Genomic DNA, 23,476 nt, shown 5'->3' with positions numbered 1-23,476 from the left:
GTTGAGTTGAGAACACCGGCGCTTGCCCCTAAGGTGAGCCTCAAATCGGGAGAAACACATGGCGTCATTTTGGGAATGGGCGAATCCGCGCAAGTTCATGGCATGGACCGACAAGGCCCTGCCTGTCATTTCCATCGCTGCGGGTGTGTTGTTTCTGGCTGGGCTGATTTGGGGGTTCTTTTTCACCCCTGATGATTACCGCCAAGGCGCCACCGTCAAGATTTTCTACATCCATGTGCCTTCTGCGATGATTGCGATCAATGCTTGGTTGATGATGCTCATCGCTTCGCTGGTCTGGCTGATCCGTCGCCACCATGTGTCCGCATTGGCGGCCAAAGCCGCTGCCCCTGTGGGCATGGTGATGACGCTGATCGCGCTCGCATCAGGCGCCATTTGGGGCAAGCCGATGTGGGGCACCTATTGGGAATGGGACCCGCGTCTCACGTCTTTCCTGATCTTGTTTTTGTTTTATGTCGGCTACTTAGCGCTTTGGGAAGCCATCGAGGACCCAGACACAGCTGCCGATCTCACCTCAGTCCTATGCCTTGTCGGATCGGTCTTTGCCGTTCTGTCACGCTACGCAGTAAATTTTTGGAACCAAGGCTTGCACCAAGGCGCGTCTTTGTCGTTGGACAAGGCGGAAAACGTCGCAGATGTGTTTTGGTATCCGGCCTTAGTGGCGCTCGCGGGCTTTGTTTTACTGTTCTTGGCGCTGGTATTGCTGCGCACCCGCACAGAAATCCGTGCGCGTCGTTTGCACGCCATCGAAATGCGCGAAAGGGTCCAAGGATGATGCCTGATCTGGGAAAATACGCGAGCGATGTGTTCGCCGCTTACGGGATCACATTCGTATTGCTAGGCGGGCTGATTGCGTTGTCGATGGTCCGTGCCGCCCGTATCAAAAAACGTCTACAAGCCGCCGAGGAGCGTCGCAAAACCAATGGCTAAATTCTCTCCCCTTATGGCCCTGCCGCCGCTGATGTTTGTGGGGCTCGCAAGCCTGTTCATCTACGGCATGAACCGCGATGATCCCAATCAATTGCCCTCTGCCAAAACGGGCAAAGCGGCGCCGTCGATTGCCAATGTCACCCCGCTTGGTGATCTAACACCTCTCAGCGACGACATGCTGCGCACGGGCGGCGTCAAACTGGTGAACTACTGGGCCTCTTGGTGCGCCCCGTGTCGTGCCGAGCACCCCCAGCTTGAGACCATGGCGGGCGAGGGCGTGACCATCTACGGCATCAACTACAAAGACAAAGCTGATGCGGCGATTGGGTTCCTATCTGAGATGGGCAATCCCTATACGGCTATTGGCGCGGACGAACCGGGCCGCACGGCGTTGGAATGGGGCCTATACGGCGTGCCCGAGACCTATGTGATCAACGCAGACGGTGAGATCACCTACCGCTTTGCAGGCCCGATCACGCAAGAGATCATGGACAAGTACATCAAGCCTGAGATCGTGCAAGCGGCTGAGTAAGAGGGACGGCTTGCGTAGAGCGCAGCGAACGGCAGCAATGAGCCCACAATTACCAAATTTCTGCGTTGCAGCTAATGTCTGCTTTGGAGACTCGTCTGGTGCGCCTGCGCTTGATCTTCATGAACACCTGACGGCAGACACTTTCAATGCCCTTAAATAATCTCGTCTTCATCAAACATCGGATCATCGCTCAACTGGATGTTCAAGTCTTCGACCATGTCCTCGGTTCTTGTCACCGATTTCACGCGGGCGAGATGGAAAACAGCGTCACCTTCATTCACGATGGGCATAACTGCGCGGCCAACGATGATGCCGTCAAACGGTGCTATAATATCGTCATCAGTCTCACCAAATGGGTCCGAGACTGATGCCATCAGCTCCCCCTCGCGGACGAGATCGCCATCCGCCCGGAACGTACGTAATAACCCCCCTGTTGGTGCACGCAACCACTTGCTTGATGGGCAAAATTGGGGTGTGGCTTTTGCCTTGGCAATCCCTTTGCCCGCAACCATGCCCTTGTAACGCAGCACGCGCAAAATACCTGCAACGCCGGACCTTACCGAGAATTCATCGAACCGCAGGCCCTCGCCAGCCTCGAATAAAAGCACGTCGATACCGAGGTCTTTTGCTGACCCCCGCAGTGATCCCTCGCGGACGGGTGATTGCATAATAATCGGCGCACCAAAGACATTGGCCAGTTCAAGCATTTCAGGGTTGTTCGGCGAGACGCGAATTTGGGGATAGTTGGTGCGGTGAATGGCGGCTGAATGCAGATCAATACCAAGATCGCAACGCGCGACGATTTCGGTCGTGAAAATATGCGCAAGACGCGATGCAAGTGATCCTGTCTCACTTCCGGGAAACATGCGATTCAAATCGCGTCGATCCGGCAAGTAGCGAGAATGGTTCAAGAAACCGTAGGTATTCACGATCGGAACAACGATCAATGTGCCCTTGATCGAGCCAAGACTGGGCGACCTTAGTAATCGGCGCACGATCTCAACCCCGATCACTTCGTCTCCATGAATGCCAGCACTAACAAAAATCGTGGGGCCATCAAGGCGACCATGCGTGACATTCACCGACATTGTTACCGGCGTATGGTCTGACAAAACGCTGACAGGAACATGTATCGTCCGGCGGGTGCCGGGCGCTACACGTTCGCTGCCAATGACAAAATCGGCGCGTTTGGGCATTAGCCTTTACCTTTGGTTTTTGTGGCGTTGGGCTTCGCATGCGTTTCGATGAACTCGATCATCTTACCTGCAATATCCAAACCAGTCGCTTTTTCAACGCCTTCCAAACCGGGAGATGAGTTCACTTCCATCACCAGCGGACCATTATCAGAGCGCAGCATATCGACGCCACAGGCATTCAACCCCATCGACTTTGCGGCCCCAATGGCCGTGGCGCGTTCTTCACGTGAGAGTTTAATCACCTCAGCGGACCCACCAAGATGCAAGTTAGAGCGGAATTCACCCTCGGCGCCTGTACGTTTCATCGCAGCCACAACTTTACCGCCCACAACGATCACGCGGATGTCTGTGCCCCCAGCCTCTTTGATAAATTCTTGCACCAAAATATTGGTTTTTGTGGCGCGAAATGCTTCAATCACCGACTTGGCGGACCGATCCGTATCGGCCAAAACAACGCCCATGCCTTGTGTCCCCTCGAGCAATTTAATGACGAGCGGGGCTTTGCCTGCAACCTTAAGAACTTCTTCGGTTTGCTTGGGGTCATGGGCAAAGGTGGTGACCGGTAAACCGATACCGTCACGGGCCAACAGTTGCATAGAGCGCAGTTTGTCACGTGACCTGCCAATCGCGACGCTCTCGTTAAGGGGGTAAACGCCCATCATTTCGAACTGCCGCAAAACCGCCATCCCGTAGAAGGTAATCGAGGCGCCAATCCGCGGGATCACTGCGTCATACCCTGTCAGCTTCTCGCCATTGTAGTACATCTCGGGCTTTCGCGATGCGATGTTCATGTAACATCTGAGCGTATCGACAATGCGAATTTCATGCCCGCGCGTTTCGGCGGCTTCCACAAGCCGTTTGTGTGAATAAAGATTGGGATTGCGAGCGAGCATTACAATTTTCATGAAGAAATCCTTGTTTCATCTGTTTTTGTTGCTGAAATGGGCGTCGTGAGGTTACTTTTATTGGGGTCGACCAGAATGTGGTGTTTACGTAACGCTGTGCGCCCGACAATCATGCGGAATTTCATGTCCGACCGCTCTGTGAGCGATAGATCGATCGACCACAATCTCTTACCAATGCGGAACTTGGTGCGTATCACGATGCGGGTCTCCGGGATGCCGCTTGTGTTTTTGATATCGCGTCGGTCATGGATCGGGCATTCCACATCAGTATCGATCGAGTCGTCGTCGAATTTTGTGTGAAAGCGCACCCATGGGACACCGTCGCGCTCAAATGTTACGATATCTGTGGCATGTAACGCAGAGGTCCGCGCACCTGTATCAATTTTCGCTTTAAGGTTTGAAAGTCCAAAGAGCGGGAGATCAACCCGCTCTCGCCAGCCGACAACGAGCATGTGAGGCGTCTCCAGTTAGTGTGTAGCTTTGATTTATGGCAGCTTTTGGCGGAGGTGCCAATGGGGCGCGTTGAATGAACTGTCGGTCATTCAAATTGATGGTGCAAACGCACGCTTCGTCCCGCAGAGCGGCCATTGAGACAGACATAAAAGATGTCGCAAAAGTCGACTGCATCCAATGGAAAACCCGCCCTCAAATGAGAGCGGGTTTCGTGTTTTTTGAATTTCGGCGCTTATGAAATCGCTTGATCCAAATCAGCAATAATATCTGCCACGTCTTCAATGCCGATGGACAGGCGCAAGACATTTGGCGATGCACCTGCTTTCACTTGTTCGGCTTCCGTCAACTGACGGTGCGTGGTTGATGCTGGGTGGATCACAAGGCTGCGCGTGTCGCCCAAGTTGGCCACGTGAGAGAACAGCTCCATCTTGTCCACGGTTGCCACACAAGCTTCATAGCCGCCTTTGAGCGCCACGGTGAACAAGCCACCAGCGCCTTTGGGACAGATGCGTGCCATGCGTTCTTTATAAGGCGACGAGTCCAAGCCAGCGTAGGTCACGGCCTCAACCCGAGGGTCTTTTTCCAACCATGCAGCGACAGTCGCTGCATTTTCAACATGGCGTTGCATCCGCAAAGACAGGGTTTCGATGCCCATCAATGTGTAATGTGCACCTTGTGGGTTCATGGTCATGCCCAAATCACGCAGACCAATTGCGATGCCGTGAAATGTAAACGCCATCGGACCCAAAGCCGCGCCAAAGCACAGACCGTGGTAGGCGGGTTCAGGCTGGCTGAGCGAGGGAAATTTGTCTGAAGCCATCCAGTCGAAATTGCCCGAATCCACCACACAACCGCCGGTCACAGTGCCGTTGCCGGTCATGTATTTCGTGGTCGAATGCACCACCAAAGTGGCCCCGTGATCAAACGGTCGGCACAGGTAAGGCGTGGCGGTGGTATTGTCGACGATCAGCGGAATGCCCGCGTCTTTGGCGATGACAGACACAGCGTCCAGATCAGTGATATAGCCACCGGGGTTGGCAATCGTTTCGCAGAAAATCGCGCGGGTGTCGTCGTCAATCGCGGCCTTCACGGCATCCAAATCATCAAAGTCGACAAAGGTTGCAGACCAGCCAAAGCGTTTGAATGTCTGGCTGAATTGCGTCAGCGTGCCGCCGTAAAGCCTAGTCGAGGCAACGATATTTGTGCCTGGCTGCATCAGCGGGAACAGCGCCATGATCTGTGCCGCGTGGCCAGATGAACAACAAACAGCGCCCACGCCGCCTTCAAGTGCTGCGATACGGTTTTGCAGGGCTGCCACCGTCGGATTGGTCAAGCGTGAATAAATGTAGCCGACTTCTTCTAGGTTGAACAATTTCGCTGCGTGTTCTGCATCGCGAAAGGCATAGGCTGTGGTTTGATAAATCGGCACTTGGCGCGCGCCAGTGGTGGGGTCGGGGGAAGTGCCTGCGTGAATTTGAAGCGTGTCAAACCCTTGGGTGCGTTCGGTCATGGTGTCCTCCTTGGTGACTGTTGCGTGAAACTAGGTCACAGGGGGGCGCATGACAATGGTGTCAGCTGCCCAAAATCAACATCAGGACAAGAGGCAGGCCGATCAAAAGCTCTGTGATCGGTAGGGGAATCACTGTCAGCAAAATTTTCATAGGCCACAGGGTGCCAGACATTGGTTGAAAACCTCTAAACAGCGCAAAAGATGGCTTGCAAATTGCCTTCATTTCAGTAATTCATGAAATATGGATATTTTACAAGCTCTCACCGCCTTTGCCGCCCTCAGCCAGCCCTTGCGGCTTGAAGCCTTTCGTCTGTTGATCAAAGCTGGCCCAGATGGCATGGCCGCTGGCGACATCGCGGTGGCGCTGAACGCCAAAGCAAACACCACCTCGCAAAACCTGTCGCAGCTTGTGCAGGCGGGGCTGATCACCAGCACGCGGGCAGGGCGTAGCATCATTTATCGCTCAAACATGGATGGGGTGAATGCTTTGCTGCGTTTTTTACTTGAAGACTGCTGTGGTGGCGCAACCGAAGCCTGTGCCCCTGTGGTCAATATGATTGCACCTTGTTGCGATGCGACTTCAAATACCCTTCCTAAGGATCTGAAATAATGACAAAAATATACCACAACCCCAAGTGTGGCACCTCGCGCAACACGTTGGCGATTTTGCAAGAGTCAGAGGACGACATCGAGGTGATCGAATACCTGAAAACGCCGCCAACGCGGGCTGAATTGGTGACAATGATCGCGGATGCGGGCGAGACAGCGCATAGTGCTCTGCGTGGCAAACAATCCGAGGCCACAGAGCGCGGTTTGCTGGGCGATGGCGTCACGGAGGATCAAATTTTGGACGCGATGATGGAGGCGCCAATTTTGATCAACCGGCCTTTTGTGGTGACCTCCAAAGGCACGGCGTTGTGCCGCCCGTCTGAAAAGGTCTTTGGGATCATGGAAAACCCGCCTGCGAGCTATACCAAAGAAGACGGCGAGGTCGTGAAATCATGAGTTTGATTGCCACAGACGCTTTGCCCGCCGTGGAGGAAAGCCAGCTCAAGCCCATTGATTGGCGCGATTATGCAAATGCCAAAGACGATGGTCATGCGCCGCGTATTTTGGTGCTCTACGGGTCATTGCGTGCGCGGTCATTCTCGCGTTTGGCCGCCGAAGAAGCCGCGCGTTTGCTGACGTGGTATGGTTGCGAGGTCAAAATTTTTGACCCAAGCGGCCTGCCATTGCCCGATGCTTGCGATCCCGATCACCCAAAAGTGGCCGAGCTGCGCGACTTGGCGGAATGGTCCGAAGGCATGGTCTGGTCCAGCCCCGAACGCCACGGTGCGATGACCGGTATTTTGAAAGCCCAGATCGATTGGATTCCGCTCTCAATGGGCGCTGTGCGTCCAACCCAAGGCAAAACGCTGGCGGTGATGCAGGTCTGTGGTGGCTCGCAAAGCTTTAACGCGGTCAACCAAATGCGCATTTTGGGCCGCTGGATGCGGATGGTGACCATCCCCAATCAGTCTTCAATCGCTAAGGCATGGAATGAATTCGACGAGGCTGGCCGCATGAAACCTTCGCCCTATTTGATGCGTATCACTGACGTGATGGAGGAACTGGTCAAGTTCACCTATATGACCCGCGCGCGCGCCGCCTTGACGGATCGTTATTCTGAACGTGTGGAAAGCGCGCAGGCCTTGATTGATCGCGTCAATCTAAAGCAAGCGGCAAGTTAGGGGCGGCGGTTAACGGCGCTCAGGCAGGGCTCTGACGCCATGTTTTGCGTCACGCGCCCGCAAGCGTGCCACATAATCGCGCAACAGCGGCACACGGCGGGGGCGAAAGCTTTCGCCTGTTCTGCTGTGGTTTGAAATGCGCGTGGTGTGAAACATGCGAAAATCTTGCCGTGTGCAACACCACGCCAGCAGCATCACCGCTTGATCATGATACGATAAGGTCAGCGGGTAAATCCGCCGCTGGGTCTCATGGTCTTTGGCATCTGTATAGCTTATGTCGAGCGCCTCTTCGGCCCACATCGCCTCGCGCAGCGCACTCATATCGATGCTCGGCGCGGCCGGCCTGTGCAAGCGATGCACCAAATTCACCGCATGGGCGGCTTGGCGTTGTTGGCGCTCAGGCAGGGTGGCCAGAATTTTTGTCAAAGCATCCGATGCCGCCTGAGCCAGCGCAGGATCGCAGCGCTGGTTTGCATCCGACAAGGCCAATGTCAGCGCTTCGATTTCCAATTGCGTGAAGGTCTGCGGTGGCAAGGCGATGTCTTCGGTCATGGTATAGCCCAAGCCCGCTTCGCCTTCGATCTGTGCCCCCGCTGCGCGCAAACTGTCGATGTCGCGATATATCGTCCGCTCTGACACCTCCATAGCGCTGGCCAATCGCGCAGCCGTCACCGGCGGGGTCAAACCGCGAATGAGGTGGAGCAATCTGAACAGTCGATCTGATTTGGACATATAGGTTTATCGCATAAACTTACTGACAGGAATTGTCAGCAGCAAGGTGCCACAACGACGGCATAACGCAAAGCCAAAAACGAGAGGCCAAACCATGCCAACACTTTATTACACCCCTGAAAGTCGCGCCACACGCATCATCGCCCAACTTATGATGATGGGTAAACTCGATGAGATCAAAGTGGTCAATGTCGCGGTTGTGAAAGCAGACGGGTCCGGTCATGCGGATTCAAACAACCCGCATCCAGAGGGCAAGGTGCCGTATCTGATCACGGACGATGGTGAACATATCCGCGAAAGTGCGGCGATTATGATGTATCTTGATGAGCTCTACGGGTCTGGGTTGAGCATCCTTGCAGGTCAAAAGGGGCGCGGAGCCTTTCTGTCTTGGATGACCTATTATTGCGGTGTATTGGAACCAGCAATGGTGGCGCATTTCGCGCAAATTGATCATCCGATGATTGTCACCAGCGTGCGTACCATGAAAGAAGTGGGTGAACATATTACCTCCGGTTTGGCTGATAAGCCATTCTTATTGGGTGATAAAATCACTGTGGCCGATTTGATCATGGCCTCAGCCTTTCAATGGGCGCCGCATTTGACGCCGGACTATGACAATGTGAAAGCCTGGCTTAAACGCGTGAGTGACGCCATCAATGGCGAAGCCCTACAGGCCTATGAGGCACGCGCCAAAGATGCATTGATGGCGGCTTAACACCATGGCACTTGAACGCGATCTTTTTGGTGGCTCAAGTGTCACGACCTCCCCGCGCCGCTATTGGATTGGCGTCGCGGCGGGGCGTCATGTGGCGCGCGGGCGCGCAGAGGGCTTTGCCCAATTGGGGCATGGCAAACACGCGCCGATAAAACGTCTGAATCTGGGCGATTTGATCAGCTATTATGCCCCGCGTGAAGGCATGGGCGAGGGCGCGACATTGCAGGCTTTTACAGCCATCGGCGTGGTGACAAGTGAGGTCTATCAAGTTGAACAAGCGCTTGGGTTTTGGCCTTACCGGCGTGATGTGACCTATTTCAAAGCCAATTCTGCGCCGATCAGGCCCATGTTGCAAGACCTTGGCTTTATAGAAGATATCCGGCACTGGGGTATGCCTTTCAGACGCGGATCTTTTGCGATTTCTGCGGCCGATTTCAATCTGATTGCGCGGGCTATGGATGTCACTTTGCCGCTGGTCGAAACGCCACCGCGGGCGGTTGAATTTTAAGCAGCATGGCCCGTATCAGGCAGGCTGTGCGCGACGGCGGTTGTCAATCTGCGTGTGGCCTGTTTGGGTGAGAATCTCCCAAATGCGAGGCTTAACATGCAGTTTGATTTCACCACGCTTGCCCCCCGCGACCGCTACAGGCTTTTAACCAATTTTGTTGGCCCGCGCCCGATTGCCTTGGTCACCACGCGCAACACGGATGGGTCGAACAACGCAGCCCCCATGTCGTTTTTCAATGTCATGTCCTCTGATCCACCGCTGTTGGTTTTAGGCATCGCCTCGAAACCTGATCAAGAAAAAGACACTGCCGCGAATATCCGTCGCACAGGGCAGTTTGCCATTCATATGGTCGATATGGCGCTCAGTGATGCGATGCTGATCGCGGGGCTCGCGGTGCCTATGGGCGTGGATGAGCTGTCATTGGCTGGCGTTGAAACAGAGCCTTGCGAGACCATTGACGCAGACCGGATCACCGGCGCGTCTTGTGTGTTTGAATGTCGTACTGAGCGGCTTTTGGACTGGCCAAATCGTGTTTTGGTGATCGGCGAGGTCAGCCATATGCATGTGCGCCGCGACTGTTTGGACGCCGAGGGCCGCTACGTGAACCCCGAAACCTATCGCCCCATCGCGCGGCTGCATGGGGACAGCTATATCAATTCCGACAGGCAATTCGATCTTATCGCGCCTGAACTTGGCGATGTTTGGACGGAATAAAACCTGCTCAAGACATGTCGTTAGGACGTATGGTCAAGGCGCTTGGACAAAACACTGCCCTGTTATGGGCTTTGGGGGCAAATGCGCGGCCCCCAATTTTTTTGCTTTATGCTGCGCTGATCAGTCAGCTTCGATCATATCCGCGCGCGTGGCGTGGCGCCCGCCTTCGAACTGGGCGTTCAAAAACGCGTCGACGATGTCCAAGGCCAAGCCTTCGCCCGTGGTGCGCACGCCGATGGCCAGCATATTCGCGTCGTTGTGCTGGCGGATCATGCGGGCAGAAAACGTCTCGGAACACACACCGCAGCGGATGCCTTTGACCTTATTGGCCGCCATCATGATGCCTTGGCCCGTGCCGCACAGAATGATGCCAAACCGGCAATCGCCCGAGGCCACCAAATCCGCCGCCGCTTTTCCGTGCAGAGGGTAATGGGTGCTCTCGGTGGTGGTCGGGCCGATGTCGACGGCTTCCCATCCGAGCTCAGTAATATGCGCCACAATCGCCGCGCGCATCTGCAAACCAGAATGGTCGCTCGACAGTACAATGCGTTTGTTTTCGGTCATGATGGAAGGTCCTATACCTTGAGTTCGGTGGGGGCGTAGGATGCCCAGCCACGGTTGAGCATCTGGTACTGTGTGGGGGGATGGGGAGTCAATGTTGGTGAAGTGTGACGACGAAAGGCGGGGTCAGGTGTCTTTTTCGGATGTGTCTAATACAGTGGTCCGCTTATAAAGATAGAAATTTTCACCGTGCAAAGCTGGATTTGTGAACGCATGATCTTTTGGGTCTCCCATTCGAAGCCCCTTCCATGCGTGACTACCTAAAAGTTGCGCCATCGAAAAAATCATGAGTCCAATCCCTACCAGGTAGAATACGAACGCTGCTACCAAATTACTGGGCTGTTCTGCGACTGTATTTGTGGCTGCGTAACCAGATGTGAAATATGTGACTGCCCAAAAAAAACCAAATACATAGATGACGTACATATTGACTTTGGTCACACTGAAAGGACGCCTTAGCTCTTTGTCAGATATAAAAAATTTGTAAATTTCTCCGACGACATATGGCTCGAGCAGATCGACATAGCGTTCCCAGTTATACTGCCAAAACTTCGCACCTAAGGACATCATTCCCCAGAGAATGGTTATGCAAAAACCCGCTAGGGAGATCAACGCAAGATACCCGAATGACCATCCTCCCAGTGGATTGTTTGCGAGAATTATTCCTGCTACGGCCATGAATGTAGCCTGAAACCCCCAGAAGTATGTTGCGCGTTTCCAATATAATTCAATTTCAAAATCTCGATTGTTGTGAGCACGCTCATATGCGCGCTCTACCTTTTTTATATTAAGATGGCCGTTCTGGTCAGCCAAACCAAGGCGCTGCATCAGCTCTAGCTTTAACTTTAACTTTAACTGTTCGCTCGTCATGGGCATTAATAAAATTCCTGTTGGACTCATTCTGGAGGCTACTTTGATGCGTAAAACCGTATCAGGCAATTTTTGATAGCAAAAATCGGAATAATGGGGTCTCGCCGTCTTCTTTTCGGGCCTGATCAATCTTAGGAAAACTGTAACCAGTTTTTGCAAGACTTCGAGGCATGTTTTGAAAGGAATGATGATGACCTTGGGACCTGTGCTATCGACGACCGCCTATTCTGCCCCGCGTGAATTGGGGGATGTGGCTCACCTCAAATTGGATATTTCGGGGTTGGATACCAATGGCGATGGCGCCGTTGGTGAAGATGAATTTGCAGCGTATCGCAGTCAAAAGCAGGCCAGAGGGGAATTTATTCCGATGCAACCCCCCTGCCAAAACTGAGATGCAGCAATCCATGTTTGACGTCCTGTTGAACCGAGACAATCGAGATGAATGATCGGGCAGGAGGATGTCTCGGCCATTCATCATAAGCCCAAAGCAGAAAGCCCCACCAAATTGGCGGGGCTTTCTTAGTTTTTGAGGCGTAGAAACTTACGCTTCTTTGGCGAGGTTGCGCAGCACGTAGTGCAGCACGCCGCCGTTCTCGATGTATTCGATCTCTGGCGCTGTATCGATGCGGCATTTGAGAGTGATGGTTTTCACAGTGCCGTCAGCGTAGGTGATGTCACATGGCAGTTCTTGCAGCGGAGACACAGAGTCGAGGCCCGTGATAGACACGGTCTCTTCGCCTGTGAGGCTCAAAGAGGCACGGCTGTCGTCGCCTGTGAATTCGAACGGTACAACGCCCATGCCCACAAGGTTAGAGCGGTGAATACGTTCAAAGCTTTGCGCGATGACCGCTTTGACACCCAAAAGCGCTGTGCCTTTGGCCGCCCAGTCACGCGAGGACCCCGCACCATATTGCTCACCTGCGAAGATCACCAGCTGAGTGCCTGCGTCTTGGTAGGCCATAGCCGCGTCATAGATAGACGCCTGCGCGCCATCTGGACCTTTGGTGTAACCGCCTTCAACGCCATCCAGCATTTCGTTTTTGATGCGGATGTTGGCGAAGGTGCCGCGCATCATGATCTGGTGGTTGCCACGACGAGACCCGTATGAGTTGAACTCACGCGGGGCCACTTGGCGGTCCAACAAGAACTGACCCGCCGGTGTGGATTGCGCGAAACCGCCCGCAGGAGAGATGTGGTCGGTGGTGACCATATCGCCCAAGATTGCCAAGACTTTCGCGTCTGTCACGTTTTTGATCGTGCCTTTTTCCGCAGCCATACCTTGGAAGTAAGGTGGGTTTTGGATGTAGGTCGATCCTGCTGGCCAATCGTATGTTTCGCCGCCGGAAACCTCGACAGCTTGCCATTTCTCATCGCCTTTGAACACGTCAGCGTATTTCTTGAGGAAGGCTTCGCGTGTCACTGTTTGCTCAACGAGATCAGAGATTTCTTCGTTGGTTGGCCAGATGTCTTTGAGGTACACATCGTTGCCGTCTTTGTCTGTGCCCAAAGGCTCAGTTGTCAGGTCGATGTTCATGTCGCCAGCCAAAGCGTAGGCCACCACAAGGGGCGGAGACGCAAGGTAGTTGGCGCGCACATCAGGAGAGATACGACCCTCGAAGTTGCGGTTGCCCGACAGAACAGCCGTCGCCACGAGATCGCCTTCGGCAATCGCGTCTGACAGCTCGGATTGGATCGGACCGGAGTTACCGATACAAGTCGTACAGCCGTAACCAACAAGGTTGAACCCGATCGCGTCCAGATCTTCTTGCAGACCAGCGGCTTCCAAGTATTCAGTCACAACTTGTGACCCAGGGGCCAAAGATGTTTTCACCCAAGGCTTGCGGTTCAGACCCAAAGCGCGTGCTTTGCGGGCCACAAGACCAGCGCCGATCATCACGTAGGGGTTTGATGTGTTTGTACAAGATGTGATGGAGGCGATGACAACCTTGCCAGATGACATGGTGTAATCTTCGCCAGAAACTGCCACTTCTTTGCCTTGCTCACGTTTGAACGTGTCGGTCATTTCACCCGCAAATGCAGATTTCGCAGCTGTCAAAGCCACGTAGTCTTGTGGGCGTTTTGGACCGGAAATCGCAGGAACGATTTCGCCCATGTCGAGAGACAAAGTAGAAGAGTAAACAGGCGCGTAATCGTCGCCGCGCCAGAAACCGTTTTCTTTTGCGTAGGCTTCAACCAAGTCGCAACGCTCTTCGTCGCGGCCTGTTTGTTTCAGGTAACGAATGGTCTCGCCATCGATTGGGAAGAAACCACAAGTCGCGCCGTACTCAGGCGCCATGTTCGCGATTGTTGAGCGATCAGCAAGTGGCAGACGATCAAGGCCGTCACCGTAGAATTCAACAAATTTGCCAACAACGCCATGCGCGCGCAGCATTTCAACAACTTTCAACACAAGGTCAGTCGCTGTTGTGCCCTCAAGCATAGACCCTGTCAGTTTGAAACCAACAACTTCAGGGATGAGCATGGAAATCGGCTGGCCAAGCATCGCAGCTTCGGCTTCGATGCCGCCAACGCCCCACCCCAAAACAGCCAAACCGTTGACCATTGTTGTGTGAGAATCTGTGCCAACGAGTGTGTCAGGGTAAGCCACTTCTTCGCCGTTTTGGTCTTTGTCTGTCCAAACGGTTTGCGCGAGGTATTCCACGTTCACTTGGTGACAGATACCTGTTCCCGGAGGAACAACACGGAAGTTTTCAAACGCAGTCTGACCCCATTTGAGGAACTGGTAACGCTCCATGTTGCGCTCGTATTCGCGATCAACATTCATTTGGAACGCACGTGGGTTGCCAAATTCGTCGATCATCACAGAGTGGTCGATCACGAGGTCAACTGGCACAAGCGGGTTGATCTTGGATGCGCTGCCGCCCAAAGATTTGATTCCGTCACGCATCGCCGCCAAATCCACAACAGCTGGAACGCCGGTGAAATCCTGCATCAAAACGCGAGCAGGGCGGTAAGCGATTTCGCGCGGGTTTTGACCACCCTTGTCAGCCCATTCAGAAAAGGCTTTGATATCGTCTGTGGAAACAGAAAAACCACCGTCTTCAAAGCGCAAGATGTTCTCAAGAACAACTTTCAAAGCGGCGGGTAATTTGGTGAAATCACCAAGGCCTGCGTCTGTTGCGGCTTGAATTGAGTAGTATGAGAATTTTTTGCCGTTTACGTCGAGTGTGCGACGTGTTTTGGCTGTGTCATGTCCGACAACAACTGTCATGGGTGAGCTCCCTTGGTGCATGAAAAAAAATGGCTTAATTGCTTTTGACCCATCCGCAGCGTCCAATCAAGAGGCATATGTCGTTTTTTGTATGCCGTTGTACACAATTGACAAAATAAGTGTTTTTGTCAGGTTTTTTTGTGGCGCTTTGGCATAATTTTGTGACCATCGGGTCCAATTCTGGGCATTATGATCGCGCTTAGTACACAGGCGATTTATACTTCTGTAACGCTTTCTCGCGATTGCTTGATTGGCCTGAAAGCCCACAACGCGTTAAGAGTATTCTACAGCATTCGGAGCGCGCATGACACAGGCCAAAGCATTTTCAAAATCCAAACGTTTTTCGCTTAAATCCCGCATCTCTGCGGTCCTCTTATTTTGTCTTACGATTTCCCTTCCTGCGCAACACAGCGCGGCCCAAGATTTGCCCTCGTCCTATCCTGTCGTGATCGAGCTGTTCACCTCGCAAGGTTGCTCGTCGTGCCCGCCGGCTGATGCGCTTTTGGTCGAACTGGCCAAACGTGACGATGTTTTGCCCTTGGCGCTGCATGTGGATTACTGGGATTACATCGGCTGGAAAGACATCTTTGCCGACCCGCGCTTCACAGAACGCCAGCGTGCCTACGCTAAAGCCGCAGGGCATAGGACCATATATACCCCGCAAATGATTGTTGGCGGCCAAGATCATATCGTCGGCTTCAAGCCGATGAAATTGGCAGATTTGATTGCAGATCACAGACGTAAGATTGAGGCCTCACAGCTAGGTTTGACGGCTGTGCGTTCTGGCGACAGCCTGTCTATTTCGCTGACCAACACAGGCGCGCGGTCAAGAGATTTGCGGGTGCAAGTCGTCGGGTATCAACCGCATAAAACTGTGGCCATCCGCGTGGGTGAAAACGCCGGAAAATCCATCGACTACGCCAATATCGTCACCTCTTGGACGCATGTCGGCGATTGGGATGGCGCGTCCCCAATACACTTAGGCTTTGGTCTCACCTCAGCCGATCCAGTCGCGGTTATTGTGCAGCAGAATTTAAACGGTCTACCCGGTGAGATTGTTGCGGCGTTGCGCGTCGATTGATCGACCTTAGTCATTGGCCTATTTAAAATAGAACTGAAAGTTAAAATAGAACTGAAAGCTTTCGTTTATTTTTTTCTGTCATTTTGCAGAAGAGATTAAAAGGAATGCGCTCATGAACCTCAAACATATGCTGATTGCCCTATTCTTGCTCATGCCTCTGAGCGCGGCTCACGGGCAAGGCACAGATCGAACAATGGTCATCAAAAGTTTCTTCGAAGACAAAGTCGCGCATTGGGCCACCGATGTCGCCCTGCTGAGCGCCATTCGTGTGCGCAATGTGATCGATGGAGACCTGAGTGATGACGACATCATCGCCAAAGACAATGAGTGGCGCGCACAGGTGAGAACCGACACACATCCCCTTGTCGATGCTGTTGTGAACAGTGATGCCGGTGACTTTTTGCGCCACCGTGTGGCAGATGCAGGGGGCACCATCACCGAAGTGTTCATTATGGATGCCCATGGTCTGAACGTTGCGGCTTCGTCAGCGACGTCAGACTATTGGCAAGGCGATGAGGCCAAACACTCCGAGACCTTTGGCAAAGGGACGGGGGCGATGCATGTGTCTGAACTGGAAATGGACGCGTCCACCGGAGTGTATCAGGTCCAAGTGTCTTACACGATCACAGACCCGAACACGAACGAACCCATTGGCGCGATCACCGTTGGTCTGATTGCCGACGCTATTCTATAGATCAATTAAACAAAGACACAGATGGGTGGGCAGTTCAGGTGCGTCCGCTGTCTGGTTCAGCCTTCCAACGCCGGTGAATCCAAAAGTATTGGTCCATGTGCGCGCGTGCTTGGTGTTCAATGGAATCGTTCACCATCTGCATCATTTCTGGCGCGGTTGTGTGCGCAATGGGCGGCTCTATCACCAATTCATAGGCCCCGTGATCGTCCAAACGAATGCCATAAATGGGCACAAGCGCCAGATTGTGCTTGAGTGCCAAATCAGCCGCCGAAGTCGCTGTCGCGGCGCGTTTCCCAAAGAATTTCAAAACTGGCGCGCCGTAAGAATGAACGTCAATCAACATTCCAACCATGCCGCCCGACTTTAAAAATCGTATCATTTTGACCAGACTTGCACGGTCTTTGGACGGAATAATCGGTTGAGAAATTTCACCGATTTTGCGTTGGTAGTAAGGATCGAAAAACGGGTTTGAAAAGGGCTTAAACAAGGCGCCGACGTTGAAACCGCGTTCAAACAGTACTGCGCGCGCCACCTCATAACTGCCCAAATGGCCCGAAACCAAAATAACCCCTTGGCCGCGCTCCATAGCCCGTTCAAGATCCGCTAACCCTTTGCCCGTGATTTTGGCATTCTTTGCGCGATTCTTGAAATCTGCCCCAGAATACAGTTCCGCCATAGTGCGTCCGGTGTTCGCAGGGACGGCGCGCATCAAACGGCGCACCTCGCGTGCGGGCAAGTCCGGCATGATCAAGGCAAGATTTTCACGCACACGTTTGTTGTATCCAGCCAAAGGTCCGATGACATAGGCCGTGATGACCCCAAGCGTTTTAAGGCGCCACGCAAATGGCAAACGGTCAACAATCGCCAAAAGTCCACGCAAAACAATGTTTTGAACGTAGTCGTTCAGACTGCCTTCAATCTCGCCGCGTTTGATTTTCATTGACTGCCCCTTGTGACACACGACCAGAGGGCTTGCCCCCTAAAGCGCGCTTATGTTTGCCCAGAAATATGCGTGCCGCGCGTCGCGCGTGTTTCTCGGTGCCACACATAAAGTCCTGCAGCCACGATCACAAGTGCGCCGACACAGGTCCATAGGTCCGGCCATTGGTCGAAAAACAAGATGCCCCAAAGGGTCGCTGTCAGCAAACCCGCATATGTGAACGGCGCCACAATCGAGACCGGCGCCACCGTATAGGCTTTGATCATCATCAATTGTCCTATGGTGCCGATGGCCCCAACACAGACCATCATCAGCGCGGTTAAATATGTTGGCGCTGTCCAGTGAAACGGCGCGATGACGCACATGATCGCTGCACAAACAATGCCCGAGTAAAGTAGCCCCGTCAGCGGCGATTCTGTCGGGCCAATGTGGCGCGTTATGATGGAAAAAACAGCCAAGCTGACGGCAGTGCCCAGAGGCCAAAGAGACGTGAGGGCAAAAATATCCGAGCCAGGGCGAATGATGATCATCGCCCCCATAAGAGCAGCCAAAACGCCAAGTATGCGGCGCAGGCCAATTTTCTCGCCTAAAAACAGCGCGGCGGACATGGTGATGAACACTGGTGCAAGGTCGGCAACTGCGGTGGCTTCGGCCAGACCTTGGTTCTTAAGCGCAATGAAGAAACAGGCCGCCGCGCTGAGTTGCGTCAATGCGCGCAGGACTTGCAGACCCAAGTGTGAGGTTTGGAGCAGGGGAATTGTGCGTTTTCGGCATATTATCAAGACGATAACAAGCTGCCCAAAATAACGTGCCCACAGGATTTGGCTGACGTCTATCATCAGCCCAAGCTGTTTGGCCACGGCATCCATCAGTGAGAAAAAACTCACAGATATCATGACGAAAAGGATGCCTTGCGAGGCCATTGATTGACGTGAAAACCAAATCATATCGGGACTTTAGGGGCAAGGGTTGCGTGTTGTCCACTCGTGATCCGGCGTCACCCGTGCACAGGGCCTATTCGTCACCTGTCAGCAAGAACAGCTCGCCTGCGCCTTCAAGCTCTCGAACGCCTGCGACGACAGCGTTCATCGCCTCTTCTGCGTCGGATTCTTTGACTTTGCCGACCGCTTCGATTTCTTCGCGCATCCCGTCTGCCATGCGTTTGGACATATTCGTCAAAATAAACTCGGTCGAGATTGCAGCATCGCCCGTGGCCCCTGCAAGGGCTTTGATCAGCACGTCTTGGTCGACGCCGCGCACAACTTTGGCCACATCGCGCCCGTCTACACGGGTGGCGATATTGGCGAAGGTGAAGATGTTCTTACGCACTTCTTCTGCGAATTCTTTGTCGGTTTCATCCAACCCCTCGAGCACACCATCGCGCGTGGCAGAGGCTGAGAAATTCAAAATTGCGCCAACGCGTTCAGTCGGTGCATCTGAGAAAGCTTGCGCGGGCTGCGCGTCCAGTTTGGCCGCGATGGAAATGCCGATGCGCTGCACCACCTCGGGGGCAATGCCAGACGTGAGCGAGATGGCATAAGCGATCCGCCGCGCGCGTTCGCCGGGCAGCATCGACAACAATTGCGCGGATTTGGAGACTTTGAGTTTGGACAAAAGCACTGCCCCCACTTCGACGCTTTCGTCTTTCAAAATGGGCAAAACGCGGGTGACATCAAGATCGGCTATACGTTCCCAAGGATCGCCGGTCAAAGAGAACCCTGCATTTTTGCGCAATTTTGCCGAAGTTGCCGGCGATATTGCCCCTTCAAGGACGCTCAGCGCGCCCTCTAATCCGCCGGGAAACGACAGGCCGATGGCTTCCAATTCGGTCAAGAATTCTTCAACAACCGCGGTCAGGGTCTCTTTGTCGATGTGGCGCAGGTCTGTCAGCTGATGGGCCAGTTCGACCTGCATTTTTTCTGGGAAGGTCGATAGGGGCAGTTTGACATTTTCAGAGGCGAGCAATTTCACGATGACCGCGGCCTTGGCCTTTTGCGACAGTTTTGTCGGCATCCGCATAACGGGTTCGGGCAGGTCGAAATCGAAATCCCCCATGCCGCCACCACCCCCGTCGTTGCCCCCGAAGGACCCCAGATCGGGCAGGGCGCCCATGTCGCCAAAGTCTTGGGGAAGTCCGTCCACGCCACTGCCTCACATTTGATTCATGCCTTTTGACCAAGATGCACGATCAACCTTAACGCAAAGCTACCAGAGGTTTGAAATTGCATTAAACTTTAGAAGAATTGACAGAAAACGCCCGCAAGCGGATAAACCGTGCGGGCGTCTGTTTTGGGGCTCGAGCGGGATTGGCCCCAGCCTTTTCGTAAGCCGGTTTAGCTTTCGCCGAACACGCGCTTGAAGATCGTATCAACATGTTTGGTGTGGTAACCCATGTCGAATTTCTCTTTGATCTCATCCGCACCCAGAGCCGCGACGACTTCAGCGTCGGCCAGCAAAAGTTCTTGGAAATCAAGACGATGTTCCCAAACTTGCAAGGCATTGCGTTGGACCATGGAATAGGCGGCTTCGCGAGACACACCAGCTTGGGTGAGCGCCAAAAGCACGCGCTGCGACATCACCAGACCGGGGAATTTGTTCATGTTGTCGAGCATGTTTTCAGGGAAGATGAGCATTTTTTCGATCACGCCTGTCAAACGCTTCAAGGCGAAGTTCAGGGTGATGGTCGCGTCTGGCGCGATGGTGCGCTCAACGGAGGAATGCGAAATATCGCGCTCGTGCCACAAAGCCACGTTTTCCATCGCAGGGATCACAGCCATACGCACGAGGCGTGCGAGGCCTGTGAGGTTTTCTGTGAGGATCGGGTTCTTTTTGTGCGGCATCGCGGACGAGCCTTTTTGGCCCATAGAGAAAAATTCAGCCCCTTCAAGCACTTCTGTGCGTTGCATGTGGCGGATCTCGATGACGATGTTTTCCATGGAGGATGCGATCACACCCAGCACGGCAAAGTACATCGCGTGGCGATCGCGCGGAATAACTTGCGTGGAAATAGGCTCAGGCGTCAAGCCAAGCTGCGCGCACACATGTTCTTCAACACGCGGGTCAACATTGGCGAATGTGCCGATGGCGCCAGAAATCGCACCGGTGGCAATCTCAGCGCGCACCGCGATAAGACGGGCCAAGTTGCGATCCATTTCGGCGTAGAAACGCGCGAATGTCAGACCCATTGTGGTCGGCTCGGCGTGGATGCCGTGTGAGCGGCCAACGCGGACCGTGTTTTTGTGCTCAAACGCACGTGTTTTCAACGCGGCGAGCAAGCCTTTGACATCCTCGATCAAGATGTCAGTGGCGCGCACAAGCTGCACGTTCAAACAGGTGTCAAGCACGTCAGAAGAGGTCATGCCTTGGTGCACAAAACGCGCCTCGTCAGAGCCCACATGTTCGGCCAAATGCGTCAAGAACGCGATGACGTCATGTTTGGTTACGGCTTCGATTTCGTCGATGCGCGCCACGTCGAATTCAACGTCTTTGGCTTTCCAAACGGCGTCGGCGTTTTCGCGGGGGATCACACCAAGATTGGCCATGGCTTCACAGGCGTGTGCTTCGATTTCGTACCAGATTTTGAACTTTGTAGCGGGTTCCCAGATGTCGACCATCTCTTTGCGGGAGTAACGGGGGATCATAGGCTTGCCCTTTGTATCTGCTGTGGAGTTGCCGCGTCTTTAGAACGAACAGGGCGTGGGGGCAAGAGGGAGGACATGTTCTTGGGCTTGGCGTCAAAGTTTCGCAAAGAATCAGGTCAAACTGTGTTACCTTTACGTGGTGAAAGCCGCCCTGGGAAAAACTGATGTTTGAATTCGCGAATCCAAAAGTTATGGCCTTAGCAGACACTGTCTATGACAAGGTAAAATCCTCTGGGGTTGCTGTCTGGCTTATGAAGGGAAATGATCTTCACATCATTGGTCATATTAATGGGCCAGTTGGGCGTGAATTTGACCGCATTTTGCCACCAAAATATACCATCGGCCATGTGGTTTTCGAGATGAACAAGACCTTGGTGATTGATGATGCGCTGACACACCCTTTGGTGGGCAAAACAGGCGCTGTCGAAGATATGGGAATCATGGCCTATTTGGGCACGCCATTTCACTTGAACGGTGTGCCTGTCGGGGGCATTTCTGCAGTGCATCAACACGCACGTCGTTGGGACGCTGTCGATATCACGCTTCTTGAAGAGGCTGCTCAAGCTTTGTCAAAACTGGCCTCCGAGGCGTCCTCTATCGTGACGGGACGTTGACGTTACGCGGCCCAAACGTTGATGGCGTTGGTGATGTCGAGCAACCATCTGAGCACCCCAATCAGGAACGCTTTGACACTCAGGAACGCTTTGACATCGGCACCGCTTAAATCCAAGCGCATCAAAGCAGAAATCAGACAAGACACCGTCAAAGTTTGGGTGTGCACGGGTGCTTGGGTTCGCACGGGGGCAATGGCGCGCCCCCATGCGTCTCAATGGCTTTGATGTTAGAACCTCGTCACCCCGTAAATCGGCGCTAAGCCAACCGTGTTTTAACTGTCGATTGGCGCTCTAAGGTCTTGTGAACAGGACATTTATCCGCAATCTCCAGCAGTTTGGTGCGTTGTGCCTCGTCCAGATCGCCTGTCAACGTGATGATGCGCTCGAAGGTATCGATTTTTTCAGTGCTTTTGGTCTCAGCACTTGAGGCGCCTGCGTTCGCGGTTTCCGTGGCATGGCATTTGGCGTGGCTGATATCGACGCTCACCCCCGTCAGCTGCCAGTTTTTGCGTCGCGCATACATGCGGATGGTCATCGACGTACAGGCTCCCAAACCCGCCGACACCAAACCGTAAGGCGAGGGGCCTTTGTTGGTGCCGCCAAAGCTGACGGGCTCGTCTGCCAACAGGTGATTGTCGCCCGATTGAATGTCTTGCAAAAACCCGCTCGGGTCCGCTTCGGTCACGCGCAAAATGCCTTCTGGGATGGCGGGGTTCACGGCCTCTACTGGGGCTGGCAGATAGCGTTTCGACCACGCCGCAATCACATCGGCTGCGTATTCTGCATCACTGGCGCGGCTGATCAAATGATCCGCATCGTCCAAAGTGACAAAACTTTTAGGATGCTTGGCCGCCATAAAAATTTGGCTGGCATTATCGATGCCCACGATCCGATCATTTGGCCCGTGCAACACCAACAGCGCTGCTTTCAAATTGCTTAATGCTGGCGTCAACTCGCCTTTGGCCACATCCTCCAAGAATTGCTTGCCGATGCGAAACGGACGCCCGCCCAAGTCGACCGAAGCCACGCCGTCTTTGATGATCTTGGGCAAAGCATCGCCAAAATTATGGGTCACATGCTCAGGATCAAAAGGCGCACCGATGGTGACGACGCCTTTGATGCCTTGCAACTCTTGGCTGGCGCGGATCACCGCTGCCCCGCCCAGCGAGTGCCCAATCAACAAGGATGGCGCCATGCCGCGCTCGGCCAATGCGCCGGCAGCTGCGACCAAATCGGATACGTTTGAGGTAAAGTTGGTGTTCTCGAATTCACCTTCGGAATGACCTAAACCCGTGAAATCAAAGCGCAACACAGCGATGCCCATGGCTGCCAAGCGGCCCGCGATGCGCCGTGCTGCGGGGATGTCTTTGGAACAGGTAAAACAATGCGCAAACAGCGCCGTGGCGTGATGCGGCCCCGCGGGCAAATCAAGACGCGCGGCCAATTGGTGACCGCCGTGGCCGGTGAAGGTAAGCTTTTCGGTGGGCATGCTATGTTCCTTTGCGTTTGACACGAAACTGGTCTGTCTTCCCCCACATCACAAGCCCCCTCACGCGATGGTGAGGCAAGGTGTGTGACACACACACACAGTGTGATACGAGGTGTGTGACACAAACTGTGTGACGCAGTGTTTGTGTTACGCAAACGCGCGACGCTTCAAGCGGCTAGGTTTATATCTTGATCATGGCGACACAAGGCAGTCGCAAAGTGTTGCGACATCCTGCTTGAATTGGCAAAATCAACATGCCCGAATTTTCGATATAACAGTCCAAGCCATCCAAGTTCTGCATCTTATGCAATCGCAGCGAATGGCAGGATTGAGCGGCGATCTCAACTGGTCGACGCAACACACTGTGCGAACTTCTCTGCTGGCGTCTGATATTGCAAGGTCTTGAGAGGC

The 23,476-nt window shown here is 53.7% G+C and carries 26 protein-coding genes; 13 read left to right on the top strand and 13 right to left on the bottom strand.

Features of this window, described 5'->3' with window-relative positions:
- Nucleotides 1-58: 58 nt before the first annotated feature.
- Genes WNY38_RS12110 through WNY38_RS12100 form a run of 3 tightly spaced genes read left to right on the top strand, consistent with a single transcriptional unit; the run spans nt 59 to nt 1,480 of the window.
- Complete coding sequence (locus tag WNY38_RS12110; protein WP_342857599.1) at nt 59-793, top strand: heme ABC transporter permease; 735 nt, start codon at nt 59-61, stop codon at nt 791-793.
- Nucleotides 790-948, top strand: a complete 159-nt coding sequence (gene ccmD, locus WNY38_RS12105) for a heme exporter protein CcmD (RefSeq protein ID WP_342857598.1) — start codon at nt 790-792, stop codon at nt 946-948. Before WNY38_RS12110 ends, ccmD begins: the two co-directional genes overlap by 4 nt.
- On the top strand, nt 941-1,480 hold the full coding sequence (locus WNY38_RS12100; protein WP_342857597.1) for a DsbE family thiol:disulfide interchange protein: 540 nt from the start codon (nt 941-943) through the stop codon (nt 1,478-1,480). Before ccmD ends, WNY38_RS12100 begins: the two co-directional genes overlap by 8 nt.
- A gap of 152 nt (nt 1,481-1,632) precedes the next feature.
- On the opposite strand, the gene WNY38_RS12095 is transcribed toward WNY38_RS12100, so the two are convergent.
- The 4 genes from WNY38_RS12095 to WNY38_RS12080 all read right to left on the bottom strand — a co-directional run bounded on the left by WNY38_RS12095 (nt 1,633) and on the right by WNY38_RS12080 (nt 5,544).
- The gene (locus tag WNY38_RS12095) at nt 1,633-2,676 is read right to left on the bottom strand and encodes a succinylglutamate desuccinylase/aspartoacylase family protein (protein ID WP_342857596.1); all 1,044 of its coding nucleotides are present in this window, start codon (nt 2,674-2,676) and stop codon (nt 1,633-1,635) included.
- Nucleotides 2,676-3,581, bottom strand: coding sequence for a 30S ribosomal protein S6--L-glutamate ligase (gene rimK / locus WNY38_RS12090; RefSeq protein ID WP_342857595.1), 906 nt, complete (start codon nt 3,579-3,581; stop codon nt 2,676-2,678). The genes WNY38_RS12095 and rimK overlap by 1 nt, the downstream gene beginning before the upstream one ends.
- On the bottom strand, nt 3,578-4,033 hold the full coding sequence (locus WNY38_RS12085) for a RimK/LysX family protein (RefSeq protein WP_342857594.1): 456 nt from the start codon (nt 4,031-4,033) through the stop codon (nt 3,578-3,580). The genes rimK and WNY38_RS12085 overlap by 4 nt, the downstream gene beginning before the upstream one ends.
- 233 nt (nt 4,034-4,266) lie before the next feature.
- Nucleotides 4,267-5,544, bottom strand: a complete 1,278-nt coding sequence (locus WNY38_RS12080) for an O-acetylhomoserine aminocarboxypropyltransferase/cysteine synthase family protein (RefSeq protein ID WP_342857593.1) — start codon at nt 5,542-5,544, stop codon at nt 4,267-4,269.
- 241 nt (nt 5,545-5,785) lie between these two features.
- Here WNY38_RS12080 and WNY38_RS12075 point away from each other — a divergent pair, with 241 nt between their 5' ends.
- From WNY38_RS12075 to arsH, 3 genes are read left to right on the top strand one after another with little or no spacing between them, the layout of a single operon-like run.
- Nucleotides 5,786-6,154 carry a metalloregulator ArsR/SmtB family transcription factor gene (locus WNY38_RS12075; RefSeq protein WP_342857592.1) on the top strand — a complete coding sequence of 123 codons (369 nt, stop codon included), beginning with the start codon at nt 5,786-5,788 and terminating at the stop codon, nt 6,152-6,154.
- A complete protein-coding gene (arsC, locus tag WNY38_RS12070; RefSeq protein WP_342857591.1) occupies nt 6,154-6,549 on the top strand; it encodes an arsenate reductase (glutaredoxin) in 396 nt (131 codons plus the stop codon). The genes WNY38_RS12075 and arsC overlap by 1 nt, the downstream gene beginning before the upstream one ends.
- Nucleotides 6,546-7,274, top strand: coding sequence for an arsenical resistance protein ArsH (gene arsH / locus WNY38_RS12065; protein ID WP_342857590.1), 729 nt, complete (start codon nt 6,546-6,548; stop codon nt 7,272-7,274). The genes arsC and arsH overlap by 4 nt, the downstream gene beginning before the upstream one ends.
- 9 nt (nt 7,275-7,283) lie before the next feature.
- On the opposite strand, the gene WNY38_RS12060 is transcribed toward arsH, so the two are convergent.
- Nucleotides 7,284-8,006 carry a YafY family protein gene (locus tag WNY38_RS12060; RefSeq protein WP_342857589.1) on the bottom strand — a complete coding sequence of 241 codons (723 nt, stop codon included), beginning with the start codon at nt 8,004-8,006 and terminating at the stop codon, nt 7,284-7,286.
- 94 nt (nt 8,007-8,100) lie between these two features.
- On the opposite strand from WNY38_RS12060, the gene WNY38_RS12055 reads away from it, so the two are divergent.
- The 3 genes from WNY38_RS12055 (at nt 8,101) to WNY38_RS12045 (ending at nt 9,943) form a co-directional block, all read left to right on the top strand.
- On the top strand, nt 8,101-8,721 hold the full coding sequence (locus WNY38_RS12055) for a glutathione S-transferase family protein (RefSeq protein WP_342857588.1): 621 nt from the start codon (nt 8,101-8,103) through the stop codon (nt 8,719-8,721).
- A 4-nt stretch (nt 8,722-8,725) separates the two neighbouring features.
- Complete coding sequence (locus WNY38_RS12050; RefSeq protein WP_342857587.1) at nt 8,726-9,229, top strand: EVE domain-containing protein; 504 nt, start codon at nt 8,726-8,728, stop codon at nt 9,227-9,229.
- Nucleotides 9,230-9,325: 96 nt separating this feature from the next.
- The gene (locus tag WNY38_RS12045; RefSeq protein ID WP_342857586.1) at nt 9,326-9,943 is read left to right on the top strand and encodes a flavin reductase family protein; all 618 of its coding nucleotides are present in this window, start codon (nt 9,326-9,328) and stop codon (nt 9,941-9,943) included.
- A 120-nt stretch (nt 9,944-10,063) separates the two neighbouring features.
- Here the strand turns inward: WNY38_RS12045 and rpiB are convergent, their stop codons facing one another.
- Both rpiB and WNY38_RS12035 read right to left on the bottom strand, forming a co-directional pair.
- Entirely contained in the window at nt 10,064-10,507 is a 444-nt protein-coding gene (rpiB, locus tag WNY38_RS12040) for a ribose 5-phosphate isomerase B (RefSeq protein WP_342857585.1), read from the bottom strand.
- Between the two features lie 123 nt (nt 10,508-10,630).
- Nucleotides 10,631-11,380 (bottom strand): hypothetical protein, encoded by a 750-nt coding sequence (locus WNY38_RS12035; RefSeq protein WP_342857584.1) that lies wholly within the window; start codon nt 11,378-11,380, stop codon nt 10,631-10,633.
- A 184-nt stretch (nt 11,381-11,564) separates the two neighbouring features.
- Here WNY38_RS12035 and WNY38_RS12030 point away from each other — a divergent pair, with 184 nt between their 5' ends.
- A complete protein-coding gene (locus tag WNY38_RS12030; RefSeq protein ID WP_342857583.1) occupies nt 11,565-11,765 on the top strand; it encodes a hypothetical protein in 201 nt (66 codons plus the stop codon).
- A gap of 150 nt (nt 11,766-11,915) precedes the next feature.
- On the opposite strand, the gene acnA is transcribed toward WNY38_RS12030, so the two are convergent.
- Nucleotides 11,916-14,606, bottom strand: coding sequence for an aconitate hydratase AcnA (acnA, locus tag WNY38_RS12025; RefSeq protein WP_342857582.1), 2,691 nt, complete (start codon nt 14,604-14,606; stop codon nt 11,916-11,918).
- Between the two features lie 304 nt (nt 14,607-14,910).
- Between acnA and WNY38_RS12020 the strand changes: the two genes are divergently transcribed.
- On the top strand, nt 14,911-15,687 hold the full coding sequence (locus tag WNY38_RS12020) for a DUF1223 domain-containing protein (protein WP_342857581.1): 777 nt from the start codon (nt 14,911-14,913) through the stop codon (nt 15,685-15,687).
- Nucleotides 15,688-15,799: 112 nt separating this feature from the next.
- Nucleotides 15,800-16,381, top strand: coding sequence for a PDC sensor domain-containing protein (locus tag WNY38_RS12015; protein WP_342857580.1), 582 nt, complete (start codon nt 15,800-15,802; stop codon nt 16,379-16,381).
- A 34-nt stretch (nt 16,382-16,415) separates the two neighbouring features.
- Here the strand turns inward: WNY38_RS12015 and WNY38_RS12010 are convergent, their stop codons facing one another.
- The 4 genes from WNY38_RS12010 to purB form a co-directional block, all read right to left on the bottom strand.
- Nucleotides 16,416-17,321 carry a lysophospholipid acyltransferase family protein gene (locus tag WNY38_RS12010; RefSeq protein ID WP_342857579.1) on the bottom strand — a complete coding sequence of 302 codons (906 nt, stop codon included), beginning with the start codon at nt 17,319-17,321 and terminating at the stop codon, nt 16,416-16,418.
- Nucleotides 17,322-17,371: 50 nt separating this feature from the next.
- Entirely contained in the window at nt 17,372-18,244 is an 873-nt protein-coding gene (locus WNY38_RS12005; protein ID WP_342857661.1) for a DMT family transporter, read from the bottom strand.
- 91 nt (nt 18,245-18,335) lie between these two features.
- A complete protein-coding gene (locus WNY38_RS12000) occupies nt 18,336-19,463 on the bottom strand; it encodes a FliG C-terminal domain-containing protein (protein WP_342857578.1) in 1,128 nt (375 codons plus the stop codon).
- Between the two features lie 191 nt (nt 19,464-19,654).
- On the bottom strand, nt 19,655-20,962 hold the full coding sequence (gene purB, locus WNY38_RS11995; protein ID WP_342857577.1) for an adenylosuccinate lyase: 1,308 nt from the start codon (nt 20,960-20,962) through the stop codon (nt 19,655-19,657).
- A gap of 164 nt (nt 20,963-21,126) precedes the next feature.
- Between purB and WNY38_RS11990 the strand changes: the two genes are divergently transcribed.
- Nucleotides 21,127-21,576 carry a GAF domain-containing protein gene (locus WNY38_RS11990; protein ID WP_342857576.1) on the top strand — a complete coding sequence of 150 codons (450 nt, stop codon included), beginning with the start codon at nt 21,127-21,129 and terminating at the stop codon, nt 21,574-21,576.
- Between the two features lie 256 nt (nt 21,577-21,832).
- Here WNY38_RS11990 and WNY38_RS11985 read toward each other — a convergent pair whose 3' ends face one another.
- Nucleotides 21,833-23,065, bottom strand: coding sequence for a bifunctional alpha/beta hydrolase/OsmC family protein (locus WNY38_RS11985; RefSeq protein WP_342857575.1), 1,233 nt, complete (start codon nt 23,063-23,065; stop codon nt 21,833-21,835).
- Nucleotides 23,066-23,476: the final 411 nt, after the last annotated feature.

The organism is Pacificibacter sp. AS14 (assembly GCF_038899935.1).
GTDB lineage: Bacteria > Pseudomonadota > Alphaproteobacteria > Rhodobacterales > Rhodobacteraceae > Celeribacter.
This window is presented reverse-complemented; position numbering and strand designations above follow the sequence as displayed.